General features: G+C 59.5%; 15 protein-coding genes and 2 pseudogenes. 8 read left to right on the top strand and 9 right to left on the bottom strand.

Features of this window, described 5'->3' with window-relative positions:
* Positions 1–43 precede the first annotated feature (43 nt).
* Positions 44–1795, top strand: a complete 1752-nt coding sequence (locus SB725_RS16460; protein ID WP_059181227.1) for a murein L,D-transpeptidase — start codon at positions 44–46, stop codon at positions 1793–1795.
* A 41-nt stretch (positions 1796–1836) separates the two neighbouring features.
* Here SB725_RS16460 and SB725_RS16455 read toward each other — a convergent pair whose 3' ends face one another.
* Complete coding sequence (locus tag SB725_RS16455) at positions 1837–2304, bottom strand: hypothetical protein (protein ID WP_027921627.1); 468 nt, start codon at positions 2302–2304, stop codon at positions 1837–1839.
* Positions 2305–2612: 308 nt separating this feature from the next.
* Here SB725_RS16455 and SB725_RS16450 point away from each other — a divergent pair, with 308 nt between their 5' ends.
* Positions 2613–4184, top strand: coding sequence for a GGDEF domain-containing protein (locus SB725_RS16450; RefSeq protein WP_027921626.1), 1572 nt, complete (start codon positions 2613–2615; stop codon positions 4182–4184).
* A gap of 141 nt (positions 4185–4325) precedes the next feature.
* On the top strand, positions 4326–5732 hold the full coding sequence (locus tag SB725_RS16445; RefSeq protein WP_027921625.1) for a DUF1254 domain-containing protein: 1407 nt from the start codon (positions 4326–4328) through the stop codon (positions 5730–5732).
* 54 nt (positions 5733–5786) lie between these two features.
* Here SB725_RS16445 and SB725_RS16440 read toward each other — a convergent pair whose 3' ends face one another.
* Together SB725_RS16440 and SB725_RS16435 are read right to left on the bottom strand one after the other, a co-directional pair.
* Positions 5787–6092 (bottom strand): hypothetical protein, encoded by a 306-nt coding sequence (locus SB725_RS16440; RefSeq protein WP_081743874.1) that lies wholly within the window; start codon positions 6090–6092, stop codon positions 5787–5789.
* A 269-nt stretch (positions 6093–6361) separates the two neighbouring features.
* A pseudogene (locus SB725_RS16435) lies at positions 6362–6436 on the bottom strand (GNAT family N-acetyltransferase); the annotation flags it as partial.
* A 131-nt stretch (positions 6437–6567) separates the two neighbouring features.
* On the opposite strand from SB725_RS16435, the gene xth reads away from it, so the two are divergent.
* Complete coding sequence (gene xth / locus SB725_RS16430) at positions 6568–7362, top strand: exodeoxyribonuclease III (protein ID WP_027921623.1); 795 nt, start codon at positions 6568–6570, stop codon at positions 7360–7362.
* A gap of 111 nt (positions 7363–7473) precedes the next feature.
* On the top strand, positions 7474–8301 hold the full coding sequence (locus tag SB725_RS16425) for an arylamine N-acetyltransferase family protein (RefSeq protein ID WP_410922260.1): 828 nt from the start codon (positions 7474–7476) through the stop codon (positions 8299–8301).
* Between the two features lie 33 nt (positions 8302–8334).
* Here the strand turns inward: SB725_RS16425 and SB725_RS16420 are convergent, their stop codons facing one another.
* Positions 8335–8667: a BrnA antitoxin family protein gene (locus SB725_RS16420; RefSeq protein ID WP_059181223.1), complete on the bottom strand. Its 333-nt coding sequence runs from the start codon at positions 8665–8667 to the stop codon at positions 8335–8337.
* A 3-nt stretch (positions 8668–8670) separates the two neighbouring features.
* Positions 8671–8973, bottom strand: a complete 303-nt coding sequence (locus SB725_RS16415) for a BrnT family toxin (RefSeq protein WP_410922259.1) — start codon at positions 8971–8973, stop codon at positions 8671–8673.
* A 57-nt stretch (positions 8974–9030) separates the two neighbouring features.
* On the opposite strand from SB725_RS16415, the gene SB725_RS16410 reads away from it, so the two are divergent.
* The 3 genes from SB725_RS16410 (at position 9031) to SB725_RS16400 (ending at position 12715) form a co-directional block, all read left to right on the top strand.
* Positions 9031–10548, top strand: a complete 1518-nt coding sequence (locus SB725_RS16410) for a nucleobase:cation symporter-2 family protein (protein ID WP_027921619.1) — start codon at positions 9031–9033, stop codon at positions 10546–10548.
* Positions 10549–10798: 250 nt separating this feature from the next.
* Positions 10799–12058, top strand: a complete 1260-nt coding sequence (locus SB725_RS16405) for a molybdopterin-dependent oxidoreductase (RefSeq protein WP_410922258.1) — start codon at positions 10799–10801, stop codon at positions 12056–12058.
* A gap of 9 nt (positions 12059–12067) precedes the next feature.
* A complete protein-coding gene (locus tag SB725_RS16400) occupies positions 12068–12715 on the top strand; it encodes a c-type cytochrome (RefSeq protein ID WP_027921617.1) in 648 nt (215 codons plus the stop codon).
* A 21-nt stretch (positions 12716–12736) separates the two neighbouring features.
* Here the strand turns inward: SB725_RS16400 and SB725_RS16395 are convergent, their stop codons facing one another.
* From SB725_RS16395 to SB725_RS16380, 4 genes and pseudogenes are all read right to left on the bottom strand, one after another.
* Positions 12737–13807 carry a chemotaxis response regulator protein-glutamate methylesterase gene (locus SB725_RS16395; RefSeq protein ID WP_027921616.1) on the bottom strand — a complete coding sequence of 357 codons (1071 nt, stop codon included), beginning with the start codon at positions 13805–13807 and terminating at the stop codon, positions 12737–12739.
* Positions 13779–14298: pseudogene (locus SB725_RS16390) on the bottom strand (chemotaxis protein CheD); the annotation flags it as partial. The gene SB725_RS16395 and the pseudogene SB725_RS16390, both read right to left, overlap by 29 nt.
* Positions 14295–15101 carry a CheR family methyltransferase gene (locus SB725_RS16385; protein WP_407692645.1) on the bottom strand — a complete coding sequence of 269 codons (807 nt, stop codon included), beginning with the start codon at positions 15099–15101 and terminating at the stop codon, positions 14295–14297. The gene SB725_RS16385 and the pseudogene SB725_RS16390, both read right to left, overlap by 4 nt.
* A gap of 108 nt (positions 15102–15209) precedes the next feature.
* The gene (locus SB725_RS16380) at positions 15210–15740 is read right to left on the bottom strand and encodes a chemotaxis protein CheW (RefSeq protein WP_410922257.1); all 531 of its coding nucleotides are present in this window, start codon (positions 15738–15740) and stop codon (positions 15210–15212) included.
* Positions 15741–15749 lie beyond the last annotated feature (9 nt).

Here is a 15749-nt window from a genome sequence, read left to right as displayed (position 1 = left end):
CGTGGGAAGCTAGCGAGTGAATGCGGGAGATTAAGGATTATCCATGGTGCAATTAACAAGGTTATTCGTCATAAGCCGCGTATTTTTTATGGGCTTTCTGATCAGCGGTGCAGCAGTCGCCGAAACTTCGCCGATTGAGTCGGTAACTGAACCGAACACCGTGATGGACGCCGCAGCGGACGACAACGTCGCTCAAACGATTCAGGCGTCGCTTGCGCCATTGAAAACCGCATTCCCGCCCTTGCTCACTTCAAAGCGCTATCGGCGGCTGGATGTCAGTCGTCTGGTCATGGATTTTTATACCCATCGTGCCTATCGCGCGGCGTGGACCAACGACAGCGATGTCGCACAGTTGATCAAAAGTTTGAACAACCTCCAGGCCGACGGTTTGAACCCGGCGGATTTTCATGTGGATGAAATTGTCCGGACTCAACCCTCGGTGCAAACCCTGACTGCCTCGACTGAGCAGCGCGCAGCGTTTGATATCGCCACCACCCACACTTTTATTACCGCGCTGCTGCAATTACGGCGCGGCAAGGTCGACCCTTCACGGCTGGACAATCACTGGAATTTTGATTCGAACGGCGTCGATCCCCGTAACGACATTAACGCCTTCTTCGCTGCGCTCGATAATCACGACGTGGCGAGTGCTTTCGCCCAGGCACCGCCACAAGAGGCGGTGTACGTCAGTTTGCGTCAGGCGTTGGCGCAACTGCGCGGTATTCGGGATCGGGGTGGCTGGCCGAAAGTGGTGGTGGACCATTCGCTCAAACCCGGCATGGACGAGCCTGCTGTCGCACAGTTGCGCGCGAGGATGGTCGCGGCAGGTTTTCTCGACCCACGATTGATCCGCGGTACGAAGTACGACGGCGCCGTCACCGCGGCGGTGAAGAAGTATCAGACCGAACAGTACCTTGGCGCGGATGGTATGGCGGGGGCGACCACCCTGGCGGCATTGAATGTGCCGGTTGAGGCGCGCATCGACCAGGTGCGGGTGAACATGGAGCGGGCGCGCTGGCTGCTTTATAAACTGCAGGGCACGTTCGTTATCGTCGATATCGCCGGCTACAAGGTGGCGATGTACCGCGATGGCCGACCGATCTGGCGATCCCGGGTGCAGGTGGGTAAAACGGCGCGCAATACCCCGATTTTTCAGGCGCAGATTACCTACATCACCTTTAACCCGACCTGGACGGTACCGCCGACGATCCTCAAGGAAGACGTGATACCAAAAATTCAGGCCAATCCAGGTTACCTGGCCAGCAACCGGATACGCGTACTGGATCGAGCAGGCAATGTGCTCGATCCGTCGACCGTTGACTGGAGCAATGCACGCGGACTGACCCTGCGTCAGGATGCCGGGCCTGATAGCTCGCTGGGCCAGGTCGTGATCCGCTTCCCCAACGACTATGCGATTTACCTCCACGACACGCCGCATCGCGAGTTGTTTGCCAAGACTGTCCGCGCAACCAGCTCGGGCTGCATTCGGGTCGAAAACCCGCTGCAACTGGTGGAGCTGCTGTTCAACGACCCGGTGAAATGGAACAGCGCCGGCATTCAAAAACAATTGGCCAACGGCAAGACCGAGAACATCCGGCTTCCCGTGAAAGTGCCGGTGTTGCTGGCGTACTGGACGGTGGACCTGGAGAGTGACGGGCGAGTGGCGTTCAAGCCTGATGTGTATGGTTATGACGCGCCGGTGTTGCAGGCACTGAACCGGCCGGCGCCAGTGCCGGCGCTGGATTTGCGTGCGGCGGCGGGTTCGGTGGTGGCGTCGGGGCCGGGTGTGCAATAAGAAGAGGGATGTTAGGCTTGGACCCCTTATGTCGCGCGGGTCTAGAGTTCCAGGCCGTCTTGCACTGCCGTCAGCAAGATGTGTTCTGTTAATGCCACCGCATCGGCTTGTTCACCGGACTGCTCAATCGTCTGCAGCCACCAATGCGTCTCGCCGTGCTCATCCACTGTGCGCAACAGGGCGAGTTCTTTACCTTTGGAGTGAATCTCGATGCGCCCCTCGCCATCCGTGGTGAAGCGGGCGACCGGGTCGAACGTCAGGGTGTGGCGATTACCTTCGATTACCAGTTGGTCGATGGCATAGTCGAACGTTTCCCCGTCCTGACGGCTCTCGATGACATGAGTGGGGTTACGCCGCAGGACCAAACCCACCTCGGTCAGCGGATGCAACCAAACCTCGATCTGGCGATACAGGTCATAAACCTGGCTCGGCCAGCTGTCGATCGCCTGATCGGCACGGGTAGACCCGGTTTGTTTCAACTTCGTGGCGAGCTCGTCTGCCTTACTCATTTCGATTCCTTGTCATGATGTAAGAGTAATCGTAGCTCCTCCAGCGCCATCCGGGTCTTGCCTTGGGTCATGCCAGCCATACAAGCGTGACAATTCTTTTCAGGCCGACAGGACCGTCAATTCTCCCCGCAAAAACTCCACCAGCCCGCGTTGCAACCTGGGCGATGCCCAAAGTGCTCGTGCACAATTGGACAGTGCGATGCGGCGTCTGTCCAAAGGACAATTGCCCCTCACCACGGCGTAGACTAAGCTCACAAAAAATAAGGGTTTTGGGCCTTCGCCCACGCCTTACCCTTACAGGACGAGCTTTGCCTATTCCCCTTCACGACCCGCATCACGCCCCCGGCGGCGCGTTGAAACGGTTACCGCTGCTGACAGCTTCGGTGCTGTTCATCGCGACGGTGTGCCTGTGCCTCTGTGCTTTGTTGTACCTGCAACTGGAGCAGTCGCGCCGCCACGATCTGGACGAGGCGCAAGTGGCGTCGTCGAACCTGACCCGGGCCATGGCGCAGCAGGCTGAAGACACCTTCATGAAAGCCGACCTGGTGCTGACCAGCCTGGTGGACTGGATTCAAACCGACGGTTATGGCACTGCACAACGGGCGCGTTTGCAGAAAACCTTTGCCCGCAGGGTGCTGACGCTGGACCAGTTGCACGGGATTTTCCTGTTCGACAAGCAGGGGCAGTGGGTGGTGACGTCGTTCGAGGATCTGCCCCGGGGCGCGGGGGTTGCCGATCGTGAATACTTCAAGTTTCACCAGCAAAACGTGTCGTCGGTCGTGCACATCGGACCGGCCATCCGCAGTCGGCAGAATGGCGAGTGGATCATTCCAGTGTCCAAGCGCGTCAATGACAAGAGCGGCAAGTTTCAGGGCGTATTGCTGGCCGGCATCAAGATGGCGTACTTCGATCAATTCTTCAAAAGCTTCAGCATCGATGACAAGGGTTCGATGTTTTTGGCCCTGACCGACGGAACACTGTTGGCGCGACGGCCGTTTGTGGAGTCGCTGATCAACACGTCATTGGCCAAGGGCGACATCTTTCAGACGCTGCTGCCGAACGCACCGGCCGGCAACGCGATGATCAGTTCGATCGTGGACGGCATCGTCCGTCTGTACGGCTATCGTCAACTGGAAGGTTATCCGCTGGTGGTTTCCGCAGCGTCCTCACGGGACGCGGTGCTCAAGGGCTGGTACGACACGGCGTTTCAATCCAGCGTCATCGTGGCGCTGGTGATCCTGGGGGTTGGGCTGTTTGGCTGGGTGTTCATCCATCAGGTGCGCGACGGTGAGCGGATCGAGGCTGATTTACGCAAGGCGCAAGAAGCGCTGGAGCTGATTGCCACTCACGATAGCCTGACCGGCCTGGCCAATCGTCGGTTGTTTGAAAGGGCACTGGACATCGAGTTCGCGCGCGGGGCCCGGCAGTTGAGTTCATTGGGCCTGGTCATGCTCGATATCGATTTCTTCAAACGCTACAACGACACCTACGGCCATGTCGCCGGCGACCATTGCCTGGCCGAGGTGGCGCGAGCGTTGAAGAGTTGCTGCCATCGCAAGGCCGATCTGGCGGTGCGTTATGGCGGTGAAGAGTTCGCCGTGTTGCTGCCCAACACCGATATCCATGGCGCGTTGGCGATTGCCGAGCAAATCCGCCGCAGCGTCATGGACAAGAACATCACCCACAGTGGTTCGCCCACGGGCTATGTGACGGTCAGTCTGGGCTGTTACGCATTTATACCGACCGGGCGCGACAGCATTGAGGTGTTCATCGAACGCGCCGATGCCGCGTTGTATCAGGCCAAGCATTCGGGGCGTAACCGGTCCTGCGTGTTGTCGTTGGAAGGGGGCTTGGAGGCGCTGCTGCGCTCGGATCGTTGAGTCGCCCGCCTTGTTGTTTCAGTCTTGCAACACCCCGACAACCGGCCGTCCGCCTGTCAATTCTGGCTGAATCGATCGTCTAGAGTTCCGTAAGCCCTGCCGAACCCGGCAGCGCTCCCCAACGCACGGACGATCGCCTAAATGTTGATTACTCAAGCATTGACAGCCGTTGCTCTAACCCTCGCGGCGGCTGCCGTTTTCCCACTGGCCAGCCAGGCTCAACCGAAAGTCACACCCGAAGAAGCGCACGCCATTGGCGTCGACGCCTACCTGTATTTTTATCCGCTGCTGACCATGGACATCACCCGCAAACAGTTCACCAATATCGAACCCGGCAAAGCGTTTGGTAAAGGCCCGATGAACATGTTTGTGAGCGTGCCGCAGTACCCGCCCGCGGATTTCAAAGGGGTCGTGCGCTCGAATTTCGATACGTTGTATTCCATCGCCTGGCTCGACTTGACCAAGGAGCCATTGGTGATTTCCGCGCCGGACACGGCGGGGCGTTTTTATCTGTTGCCGATGCTCGACATGTGGAGCGACGTATTTGCCTCGCCCGGTTGGCGCACGACCGGCACGCAGGCCAGGCAGTTTCTGGTAACCCCGCCGGGCTGGACCGGAACGGTTCCGGCCGGATTGAGCCATTTGCCGGCGCCGACGCCTTTCGTCTGGATCATCGGTCGTACCAAGACCGACGGCGAAGCGGACTACGCGGCGGTGCACAGCATTCAGGCGGGCTACACGGTGACGCCGTTGTCGCAGCTGGGTAAAAAAGTGGAACCGGTCACGGTAAAAATCGACCCGGCGGTGGACATGAAAACCCCGCCGAAGATTCAGGTCGATACGATGTCGGCAGCACAATATTTTGCCTACGCAGCCGAGCTGCTCAAATTGCATCCGCCACATCTCACCGACCAGCCGATCCTGGCGCAGATGCAACGCATCGGCATTGAAGTGGGCAAATCGTTCAGCTTTGAGGCGCTGGACCCGGCCGTGAAAGCTGCGCTGCAGACGGTGCCTGATGAAGCGCAGACGCTGATGAAGTGGAAAGTGGCAACCCTTGCTCGGGTGGTCAATGGCTGGTCGATGAACACCGACACCATGGGCGTCTATGGCAACTACTACCTTAAGCGCGCGATCGTGGCACAGGTCGGGTTGGGGGCGAACTTGCCCGAGGACGCGATTTATCCGCTGAACCTGGGCGATGACCAGGGCAAGCCGCTCGACGGGGCCAACAAGTACGTGCTGCATTTCGATAAAGATCAAGTGCCACCGGTGAACGCCTTCTGGTCGATCACCTTGTACGATCCGGAAGGGTTTCAGGTGGGCAATTCACTCAACCGTTTTGCGGTCAGTAGCTGGATGCCGTTCAAGACCAATGCCAATGGCTCTCTGGATATCTACTTCCAGAACGAAAGCCCCGGCAAGGACCTGGAGGCCAATTGGCTGCCCGCTCCCAAAGGCGCGTTCAACTTGACCATGCGCTTGTACGGCCCGAAACCCGAGGCGTTGAACGGCAAGTGGAACCCTCCCGCAGTCAAGCGCATGTAATGGACGGGTAATGAAAGCGGGCCATGAATCGCTTCATGGCCTGCTTTTATTCGTTCAGCTGCCCGTTCCACCCCCGGCACCTCCGGTTCCGCCTCCCGCCGCCCCGGTTCCGCCACCTGCTCCGGAGCCCGAACCACTGGCGCCGCCATTAGTCCCGGTGCCGGTGCCGCCGCCCGAGTCCGTGTTACTTCCGGCCGGCGGCGTGCCGGGAGTGTGGTCGGTTGACGTGTTCGAGCCGCTGCTGGTCCCGGACTGGGAGCCGGTCGAGCGGGTGCCTTCGTTGGACGCTGCAAACGTGGCTGCCGAGGCGACGCCTAACAAGCCAGCGAGTAACAGTGACGTGAATTTTTTGGTCATCATGGTTCGTCTCCAAAAACTGAGTCGTTACCTGATGTTGGTGCGAAGGGCGGGGTGGTTGGTGCCGGTTGGATGACGAGTGGCAGTGCTTAACACCCTGGTTGGGAGTGAATCATTGTAGGAGTGAGCCTGCTCGCGATAGCGTCCTTTCATCCGACTCAGCTCTGACAGACCTGATGCCATCGCGAGCAGGCTCAGTCCTACAGTGTTTTGAGGTGTTATCGAGGGACGTATTCCGCCAGTTTCTTCTCGAGATTAAGCCGCACCGCCCCCTGGTTGTTTTCGCCGGTGGTGAATTGCACCCGCACACAGTCCAGCACCTCGAATGCATGGCACGGCATCAGGTACAAGGGGAGCCGTCGTCGATTGGCAAGTGCGCTACTGAGACCTTTAATCGCCTGCTGCGCGGGTCATGGCAACTGTCGCCACGCAATCGGGTCACAACCGGATACCGCCAATCCGTTGCGAGCCTCGGACCATGAAAAACCTGAAAATCGCTACCTTCAATGTCAACGGCCTGCGCGCACGCCTGCCCAACTTGTTGGCGTGGCTGGAACGGGAAAAACCGGACATCGCGTGTCTGCAGGAGCTCAAGTCGGTCGACTCGGCGTTTCCGGTTGCCGAGCTTGAAGCGGTCGGCTATGGCGCCCTCTGGCAGGGGCAGGCGTCGTGGAACGGGGTGGCGATTCTGGCGCGGGATGCGCAACCGCTGGAAAGTCGACGCGGTTTGCCGGGTGACGACACGGACACCCACAGTCGCTATCTGGAAGCGGCAGTGCACGGCGTGCTGGTGGGGTGTCTGTATCTGCCCAATGGCAACCCGCAGCCGGGGCCGAAATTCGATTACAAACTGGCGTGGTTCGAGCGGCTGATCGCCTATGCCAAGGATCTGCAGAGCAGCGAGCACCCCGTGGTGCTGGCCGGCGACTACAACGTGGTGCCCACCGATCTGGACATCTACAACACACGCTCCTGGCTCAAGGATGCGTTGCTGCAACCACAAAGCCGCGCGTGTTATCAACGCTTGCTGGATCAGGGCTGGACTGATTCTTTGCGTCATTTGTATCCCAAGGATCGGCTTTACACTTTCTGGGATTATTTCCGCCAACACTGGCAGACCAATTCCGGGCTGCGTATCGATCACCTGTTGCTGAACCCGGCGCTGAGTCCTTATCTGCAAGAGGCGGGTGTCGATGCCTGGGTGCGCAATGAGCCGCATGCCAGTGATCACGCGCCGACGTGGATTCGTGTGAGTTCGCGCAAGCGACATTGATGTTGGCCAGTGGGTTGATTGGCTAAATCAATTGTCAGTGGCACCGCGTTATCCCTTATACATGGCGGCCATCGGCGGAGAGATCCGCGGCCCAAGCATAAGGACTGAGCAATGAGCGAGCCACGCCTGACCCACCTTGCGTTGTATCTACAGCGCCTGGGTTTCGACGCCCCACCGGCGCCGACCCTGGAAACCCTGCGTCAGCTGCAACTGCGCCACACCGGTGCCTTCGCGTTCGAAAACCTCACCACGTTGTCGGGCGAGCCGGTGCTGATTGACCTGCCGTCCATCGAGCAGAAAGTCCTGTTCGACGGTCGCGGTGGTTATTGCTATGAACTCAACAACCTGTTTCTGGCCTTGCTCCAGGAACTGGGCTTCGATGCTCGCGGCATTACCGGCCGTGTCGTAATGGGCCAACCCGAAGGCGCGTGGACTGCGCGCACGCACCGCTTGAGCCTGGTTACGCTGGACGGCGTGCGCTACATCACTGACGTCGGCTTCGGCGGCATGGTCCCCACCGCACCCCTGATACTCGATACCGACGCTGAACAACTCACCCCCCATGAACCGTATCGCATTGAACGCCATGAAGACGGCTACACCCTGCGGGCCAACGTCGGCGGCGAGTGGCGGCCGATGTACATTTTCGACCTGCAGCGCCAGGAAGATACCGATTACACCGTCGGCAACTGGTACGTCTCCACCCATCCCGAGTCGTCGTTTGCGCGGCAGTTGATGGTCGCCCGGACCGGAGACGGCTGGCGCCGTACGCTGAATAACGGCAGCTTTGCGATACACCGGGTCGGTCGCGAAAGCGAACGGCGGCAGGTGGCGGATGTGGACGAGTTGGTCGGGGTACTGCAGGACGAGTTCGCGATTCGGGTGCCGGAACACGAGGTATTAAGGACCGTGCTTGAGCGATTGATTCGCCCAAGCTGAGCCCGTGTTTTTTGCGGCCTCAGAGCGGTGTGTTCAAGGCGCCATCACCCGATGAATCTCACTGAGCACCTCGGTTAATTTTTTCTCGAGGTCCTTCAGTTCGCCAGGGGTTATCCCTTCCTTGAAATGCCTGGCATTCCCGACAGCCGTGCGCTGATCGAGCTCAACGGGTGTTTCCCGGCGATTGAGCAGCGCCTGACGCAAGGTGTTATTGATCACCGTCTGATAGCCAAAGCCCTCGCTCTCGGCAAGAGAGCGAGCCGCCTCTATGACGGCATCGTCCAGCATGATGGTGATTCGGGTTTTGCCTTTGCTGCTGGCGATGGCGCCACGCTTGGCATTGCTGAAGTCGTATTCGTCTTTCATTGGTCAATCCTCCATGTACCGGCGACGCTCGTTTTTGGTAGCGATACGCGCGGAAATGATTCGAACGAAATTCGGATCTCGATAGGCAGCGACCAACAGGCGACCTTTTGCATCCATTCCCATGATGATCCACCGCTGTTCATCATGGTGGAGGTCCTGGAACGTAAGGGCCCGCTCGTCATAGAACACCGGCTCCGTTTCTGAAAGGCTGATGCCTTGGTGCTTTAATTTGTTGGCTGCGTTTAAGGCCGAAATGGACACCTGTCCATAATCTGACTGGGGAGTTGTATACAACTCTATAGACATTTGTCCTGAGTCTTGCATACAGTGTGCGCATAACAAAAACCAGGGAACCCCCTAACTATGAAAACGCCCCATGTTTCACACCAACGGCCCGAGGATGAAAACCTTGGGATCGGCGCGAATATGGCTTACGGCCTGCAACATGTTCTGACCATGTACGGCGGCATCGTTGCGGTGCCTTTGATCATTGGTCAGGCGGCCGGGCTTTCGCCGGCGGACATCGGTTTGTTGATTGCTGCTTCATTGTTTGCAGGGGGGCTGGCGACGTTATTGCAGACCCTTGGTTTACCGTTTTTCGGTTGTCAGTTGCCGCTGGTACAGGGCGTGTCGTTCTCTGGCGTCGCGACCATGGTGGCGATTGTCAGCAGTGGCGGGGAGGGCGGGTTTCAGTCGATTCTCGGGGCGGTGATTGCCGCGTCGTTGATTGGCTTGCTGATCACGCCGGTGTTCTCACGCATCACCAAGTTCTTCCCGCCGCTGGTCACGGGCATCGTGATCACCACCATCGGCCTGACGCTGATGCCGGTGGCGGCACGCTGGGCCATGGGCGGCAACAGCCATGCGCCGGACTTCGGCAGCATGGCGAACATTGGCCTGGCAGCGGTGACGCTGGTGCTGGTGCTGCTGTTGAGCAAGATTGGCAGCGCGACTATCTCCCGGTTGTCGATTCTGCTAGCGATGGTTATCGGTACAGTCATCGCGGTGTTCCTCGGCATGGCAGACTTCTCGTCTGTCACCCAGGGCCCGATGTTCGGCTTCCCGACGCCGTTCCATTTCGGCACGCCGACCTTCCACTTCGCCGCCATCCTGTCGATGTGCATTGTGGTCATGGTGACACTGGTGGAAACCTCGGCGGACATCCTCGCCGTCGGTGAAATCATCGGCACCAAAGTCGACTCCAAACGCCTGGGCAACGGCCTGCGCGCCGACATGCTGTCGAGCATGATCGCGCCGATCTTCGGTTCGTTCACCCAAAGCGCTTTCGCCCAGAACGTCGGGCTGGTGGCGGTGACCGGAATCAAGAGCCGCTTCGTGGTCGCCACGGGCGGTTTGTTCCTGGTGATCCTCGGTTTGCTGCCCTTCATGGGGCGGGTCATCGCCGCCGTGCCGACGTCGGTCCTTGGCGGCGCCGGTATCGTGCTGTTCGGCACCGTGGCGGCCAGTGGTATCCGTACGCTGTCCAAAGTTGATTACCGCAACAACGTCAACCTGATCATCGTCGCTACCTCCATCGGTTTCGGCATGATTCCGATTGCTGCTCCGAACTTCTACGACCACTTCCCAAGCTGGTTCGCAACGATTTTTCATTCGGGCATCAGCTCGTCGGCGATCATGGCGATTGTGCTGAACCTGACCTTCAACCACCTCACGGCCGGTAACTCGGATCAGCAGTCGGTGTTTGCGGCCGGTACGGAGCGAGTGCTGCGCTATCAGGATCTGGCAGCGCTGCGTGAAGGGGATTACTTCAGTGAAGGCAAGCTGCATGACTGCGACGGGAAAGAAATCCCGGTGGTGGAGGCTGACCATGGGCATGGCGAGCCGCGTGCCGCGCATGCGAAAAGCAGTGAGCATGTCTGACAACACTCAAGACATGAAACTATGAATAAGGCGTCCTTCGGGGCGCCTTTTTTATTGCCTGAACTACGCTCTGGCGACGGTGCTGACCAACCAAGCCTGTCGTCAAATGTGAAGTCACTGACGTCAAATGAAAAGCGGTCGACGTGCTCGTGGCGATACTGGTTTCCCTGCGAGTCCCCGTTTACCCATCAAGCCTGGCGGGGGAGAGCGGTCAGTTGCATCTCAGTAAAACAATTATAGAGAGCGCAGAATGAAGTTCAGTTTTATAGACAACAGCCAGCCGAGCCGCCGGCGCGTGCTACGCGATACCTTCGTCCTGGCTTTTGCGGCTTCTCCGTTGGCAAGTCTTGCCAAGGCTGCCGAGCAAACCGGGCCAGCTGACGAAGCCGCCGAAGAAGTCACCTTCGCGGCTGGCCCACGGCCGTTGGTGCAATACCCGCAAAAGCGTCCGTTGACCTTGGTAACCACTCGCCCGCCGCACCTTGAGACGCCGTTCCCGGTTTTCAATGAAGGGCCGATCACGCCCAATGACGCCTTTTTCGTGCGTTATCACCTGGCCAATTTCCCTACCAGCATCGATCCGGACACCTTCCGTCTGACGATCAAGGGCTCGGTCAATACGCCGCTGTCCCTTTCCCTGGCGGAGCTGAAAGCCCTCGCCGAGCCGGTAGAAGTGGTCGCCGTCAATCAGTGTTCGGGTAACAGCCGTGGCTTCTCGATGCCGCGCGTGTTCGGTGCTCAATTGGGCAACGGTTCAATGGGCAATGCCCGCTGGGTGGGCGTCCCACTCAAGGCAGTATTGGAAAAGGCCGGTGTGAAAGCCGACGCTCAACAGGTGACCTTCCGTGGGCTCGATAAGCCCGTGCTGCCTAGCACTCCGGAGTTCATCAAGGCGCTGGACATCAGTCACGCCATGGACGGTGAGCCGATGATCGCCTGGTCGATGAACGGCACTGATCTGCCATTCCTCAACGGTTACCCGATACGTCTGGTGGTGCCGGGGTATTTCGGCACGTACTGGGTCAAGCACCTGAGCGAGATCGAAGTCGTCGACCGCACCTACGACGGTTTTTTCATGGCCAAAGGTTACCGCGTACCCGACAACGATTGCTTCTGCATCGCCCCCGGCACTACGGCGGCGCAAACCAAGCCGATTTCCAAACTGCCGGTGCGCAGCTTTATCACCAGCGTCAAACATGGCGATGTGTTGCCGCTGAATAAAAGCGTGGTGCTCAAGGGCATCGCATTCGACGGCGGCGCAGGCGTCAACAAGGTGGAAGTTTCCATCGACGGCGGGAAAAACTGGCGCGAAGCCAAACTGGGTCAGGACCTTGGCCGTTTCTCCTTCCGGGAGTGGACGCTACCGATCACCTTTACCAGCAAGGGCGCCACGCAGTTGATGGTGCGAGCCAGTAACAGTGCGGGCGAGACGCAGCCGCTGCAAGCCGACTGGAACCCGGGGGGCTACCGCCGCCACGTCATAGAAACCAGCCACGTGACTGTCGCCTGAGGGGCCTGCATGAAACTTATGAAACGCATGACCACTTTGCTGTGCGCGGCTCAGGTTGGCTGGATTGGCCTGGCTGGCGCAGCGCCGCTCTCGATCACCTTGCCGCCCGAAACGGCAGTGCTCAAACCCAATGCGCTGCCAGGTTATCAACTGGCCCAACAGAAATGCTCCACCTGCCATTCCGCGGATTACATCAACTTCCAGCCTCCCGGCATGACCCTGGCGCAGTGGACGGGAGAGGCGAGCAAGATGCAGCACGTGTACGGGGCGCCGATCAGTGATCAGGATGTGAGCGTGATCGGCGCTTACCTGGCGGTCACTTACGGCAGTGCTCATGCGAACGATGCCGAGGTGCAGGCAGCCTCGAACCCGCCGGCAAGCCAGCCTCCGGCAGCGCCCGTGGCCAAAGTCGATGCCATGGCATTGCTCCAGGGCAACGCCTGTTTGTCCTGCCACGCCATCGATCACAAGATTGTAGGCCCGGCCTATCACGAGGTGGCAGCCAAGTACGCCAACGATCCGCAGGCTTTGGCCAAGGTCACGTCGAGCATTCAGCACGGCGGTACCGGCAAATGGGGGGACATTCCGATGCCGCCTTTTGCGCAGTTAAGCCCGGATGATCTGCACACCCTGAGCACGTTCATCTTGCAACAGTAAATTCCCTGCCAACGACGCGCGTTACCTGCCATTGGTGATCGCTCTGGGAATGTCGTCCAGGGCGATCACCCGGTCCACTCCACCCAGTTTGATCGCCTCTTTGGGCATGCCAAACACCACGCAGCTGGCTTCATCCTGAGCGTAGGTGCGTGCCCCGGTCGCATGTAATTCCTTCAAGCCACGGGCACCGTCATCGCCCATGCCGGTCATGATGATGCCGGTGGCATTTTTCCCGGCGAACTTGGCCACCGAACGAAACAGCACGTCCACAGACGGGCGATGACGGTTGACCAGTGGGCCATCGACGACCTCGACGTGATAGTAGGCGCCGCTGCGCTTGAGCAGCATGTGCTTGCCGCCGGGGGCGATCAGGGCCAGGCCGGGAATCACTCGGTCGTTGTTCTTCGCTTCGCGCACTTCTATCTGCGACAGCGTGTTCAAGCGCGCAGCAAACGAGGCGGTAAATTTTTCCGGCATGTGCTGCACGATGACGATGCCCGGGCAAACCCGTGGCAGTGCGGTCAGCACCCGTTCCAGTGCCTGGGTGCCACCGGTGGAGGTGCCGATGGCGACAATCCGCTCCGTGGTCTGCGCCATGGCCTGGCCGCTGGAGGGCGGCAGAATGGCGTCGGCATTCAATTTGGCGCCCACCGGCGTATGCGCTGCGGCGTTCCTGACCAGTTGCTTGACGTTGGCCTGGGCGGCGGCCCTGACCGCCGCCACCAGTTCGGCGGAGGATTGTTCCAGAAAACCTTTCAGGCCGGCCTTGGGCTTGGTAATGATTTCCACGGCCCCGGCGGCAAGGGCCTGGAGCGTGGTTTCCGCGCCTCGTTCCGTGAGCGTTGAGCAGATCACCACCGGAGTAGGGCGCTCGGCCATGATTTTTTTCAGGAAGGTGATGCCGTCCATGCGTGGCATTTCCACGTCCAGCACAATCACATCGGGCCACTCTTTGGCCATTTTGTCCATGGCGAAGAGGGGGTCGGAGGCGGCGCCAATCACCTGGATATCCGGCTCGCGCTCCAGCAACGCCAGCACCACCTGCCGTACCACGGCAGAGTCGTCGACCAGCAGAACCTTGATTTTTTTCATAGGCGCTTTTAGCTCTCGTTCAAGTCTTGACGGCGGACCCAGACATGGCCGCTGCTGATATCGAAGATCACGTCACGGTGCCCGTTGCGTCCTAAATCCTCGGCGCTCAGGCGCAAATGGTGACGCGTGACCAACAGGCGCGCGGCGTTGATATTGCTTTGGGCGACGCTGGTTTCCTCGCTGTAGCCGGGGAACATGGTGCCGCCGCCGAACAGCTTGACCTGGTAATCCTCGGGCCGCGTGTGGTGGCGGGCCACCTCCAGCAGAAACAGCGCCATGGCCTCGTCGGCATATTTGCCGTCGAGTGGCCCGCCGGGCTTCTGCCGGTTCGGCAGCATGTAATGACACATGCCCCCGATCATGCGCGCCGGGTGCCACAGGGTAATGGCGACGCAGGAACCCAGCAGGGTGCGGATACGTGTGGCCGCATCGCCGAAATAGAACTCGCCGGGCTGCAGGAAAATCTCGTTGCCGCCGAGGCGCCTGTTCATGGCTTGCGGTAAATCGAGGGTGAGATCAGTTTCAAGGCATCGGTAATGCCGTTCAGGCTTTCCGAATGACTGACGATGAAATAGCCGCCGGGTTTGAGCCGTGGCAGCATGCGCGCGACCACCTTGCGCTTGGTTTCCTGGTCGAAATAGATCATCACGTTGCGCAGGAAAATCACCTCGAATTCGCCGATATCCGGCAGTGTTTCGTTGAGGTTGATCGGCATGAAGTGCACCCGGCTGCGCAGGCTTCGCTCGATCAGGAACGTACCCTCCTGGCTACCGGTCCCTTTCAGGCAATGTTTGGCCAACAAGGGGTGCGCAATGTGGCTGGCGCGCTCGATCGGGTAGTGTCCTGTGCGGGCCTTGGCCAGCACCTGACTGCTGATGTCGGAACCGATGATTTCCCAAGGGGTGCTGCCCAGGCCATCGGCCAGGGTCATGGCCAGGCTGTAGGGTTCCTCGCCGGAAGAGCTGGCTGCGCTCCACAGACGGAAGGTTTTGCCCGGAGCGGCCTTGGGTAAAACCTGCTGGCGCAGGAAATCGAAATGCTTGGGTTCGCGGAAGAAATAGGTTTCGTTGGTGGTGAGCAAGTCCAGGGCTATCTGCAGTTCCGCAGTGGCCCCATGGCCCATGATCATCTGGAAATAGTCGCCGTAGCTGTTCAGTTGATGGTGCTTCAAACGTTTGGACAAGCGCCCGGCAACCAGTGCTTTTTTCGCGGGGCTCAGGTTGATGCCGGCGGCACGATACAGCCAGCTTTGGAACTGCTTGAACTCGCTATCCTTGAGCGCTTCTGCATTCACGATCAAACATCCTTGCCAGGTCCAGGAACGACGTTGCAATGCACAATCGATCAAGGCCGAGGCGCACCAGGCGCCTCGACCAGAATCGATGATCAGCCGGCCGGGCCGCTAGCCCGACACGGCGTCCGTCAGTGCGCCGACTTCGGATAACCTTGCCATCTCGTCGACCGACAGCACGCGGTCGGCATTGAGGACGATGACGAATTTACCCGCCACCTTGGCCATGCCACTGATGAAGTCGGACCGTATCCGCGCACCGAAGCTGGGTGCCGGTTCGATCTCGCTGGCGGGGATTTCCAGGACCGCCGAGACCGCATCCACCATCAGCCCCACATCCTGAGTGCCGGCGTCCGAGTCGGCCTCGATAATGACGATGCACGAGCGCCGGGTAATATCGGACTTTTGCCGGCCGAACCGCGCCGACAGGTCCACCACCGGCACCACCGCGCCACGCAGGTTGATCACCCCACGAACGAAGGCGGGCATCATCGGTACGCTGGTAATGTTGCCGTACTCGAGGATCTCCTTGATCCCGAGAATGCCGATGGCAAACATCTCGCCGCCCAGGAGGAAAGTCAGGTACTGCGCTTCCTCCTGGTGGAGGGCCTCGGGTCGATTGGTAGTAATCAGAGCACCCATGCTGACCTC

It is taken from the genome of Pseudomonas sp. SIMBA_041 (assembly GCF_046535095.1).
Lineage (GTDB): Bacteria > Pseudomonadota > Gammaproteobacteria > Pseudomonadales > Pseudomonadaceae > Aquipseudomonas > Aquipseudomonas mucoides.
The sequence above is the reverse complement of the archived record's forward strand: the minus strand, read 5'-3'. Positions and strand labels throughout refer to the sequence as shown.

Excerpts from the sequence above, each read along its gene's own strand:
- SB725_RS16440 (WP_081743874.1), bottom strand. The coding sequence starts at position 6,092 with ATGATGACCAAAAAATTCACGTCACTGTTACTCGCTGGCTTGTTAGGC.
- xth (WP_027921623.1), top strand. The coding sequence starts at position 6,568 with ATGAAAAACCTGAAAATCGCTACCTTCAATGTCAACGGCCTGCGCGCA.
- SB725_RS16425 (WP_410922260.1), top strand. The coding sequence starts at position 7,474 with ATGAGCGAGCCACGCCTGACCCACCTTGCGTTGTATCTACAGCGCCTG.
- SB725_RS16460 (WP_059181227.1), top strand. The coding sequence starts at position 44 with ATGGTGCAATTAACAAGGTTATTCGTCATAAGCCGCGTATTTTTTATG.
- SB725_RS16395 (WP_027921616.1), bottom strand. The coding sequence starts at position 13,807 with ATGAAAAAAATCAAGGTTCTGCTGGTCGACGACTCTGCCGTGGTACGG.
- SB725_RS16445 (WP_027921625.1), top strand. The coding sequence starts at position 4,326 with ATGTTGATTACTCAAGCATTGACAGCCGTTGCTCTAACCCTCGCGGCG.
- SB725_RS16380 (WP_410922257.1), bottom strand. The coding sequence starts at position 15,740 with ATGGGTGCTCTGATTACTACCAATCGACCCGAGGCCCTCCACCAGGAG.
- SB725_RS16420 (WP_059181223.1), bottom strand. The coding sequence starts at position 8,667 with ATGAAAGACGAATACGACTTCAGCAATGCCAAGCGTGGCGCCATCGCC.
- SB725_RS16410 (WP_027921619.1), top strand. The coding sequence starts at position 9,031 with ATGAAAACGCCCCATGTTTCACACCAACGGCCCGAGGATGAAAACCTT.
- SB725_RS16405 (WP_410922258.1), top strand. The coding sequence starts at position 10,799 with ATGAAGTTCAGTTTTATAGACAACAGCCAGCCGAGCCGCCGGCGCGTG.
- SB725_RS16400 (WP_027921617.1), top strand. The coding sequence starts at position 12,068 with ATGAAACTTATGAAACGCATGACCACTTTGCTGTGCGCGGCTCAGGTT.
- SB725_RS16415 (WP_410922259.1), bottom strand. The coding sequence starts at position 8,973 with ATGTCTATAGAGTTGTATACAACTCCCCAGTCAGATTATGGACAGGTG.
- SB725_RS16455 (WP_027921627.1), bottom strand. The coding sequence starts at position 2,304 with ATGAGTAAGGCAGACGAGCTCGCCACGAAGTTGAAACAAACCGGGTCT.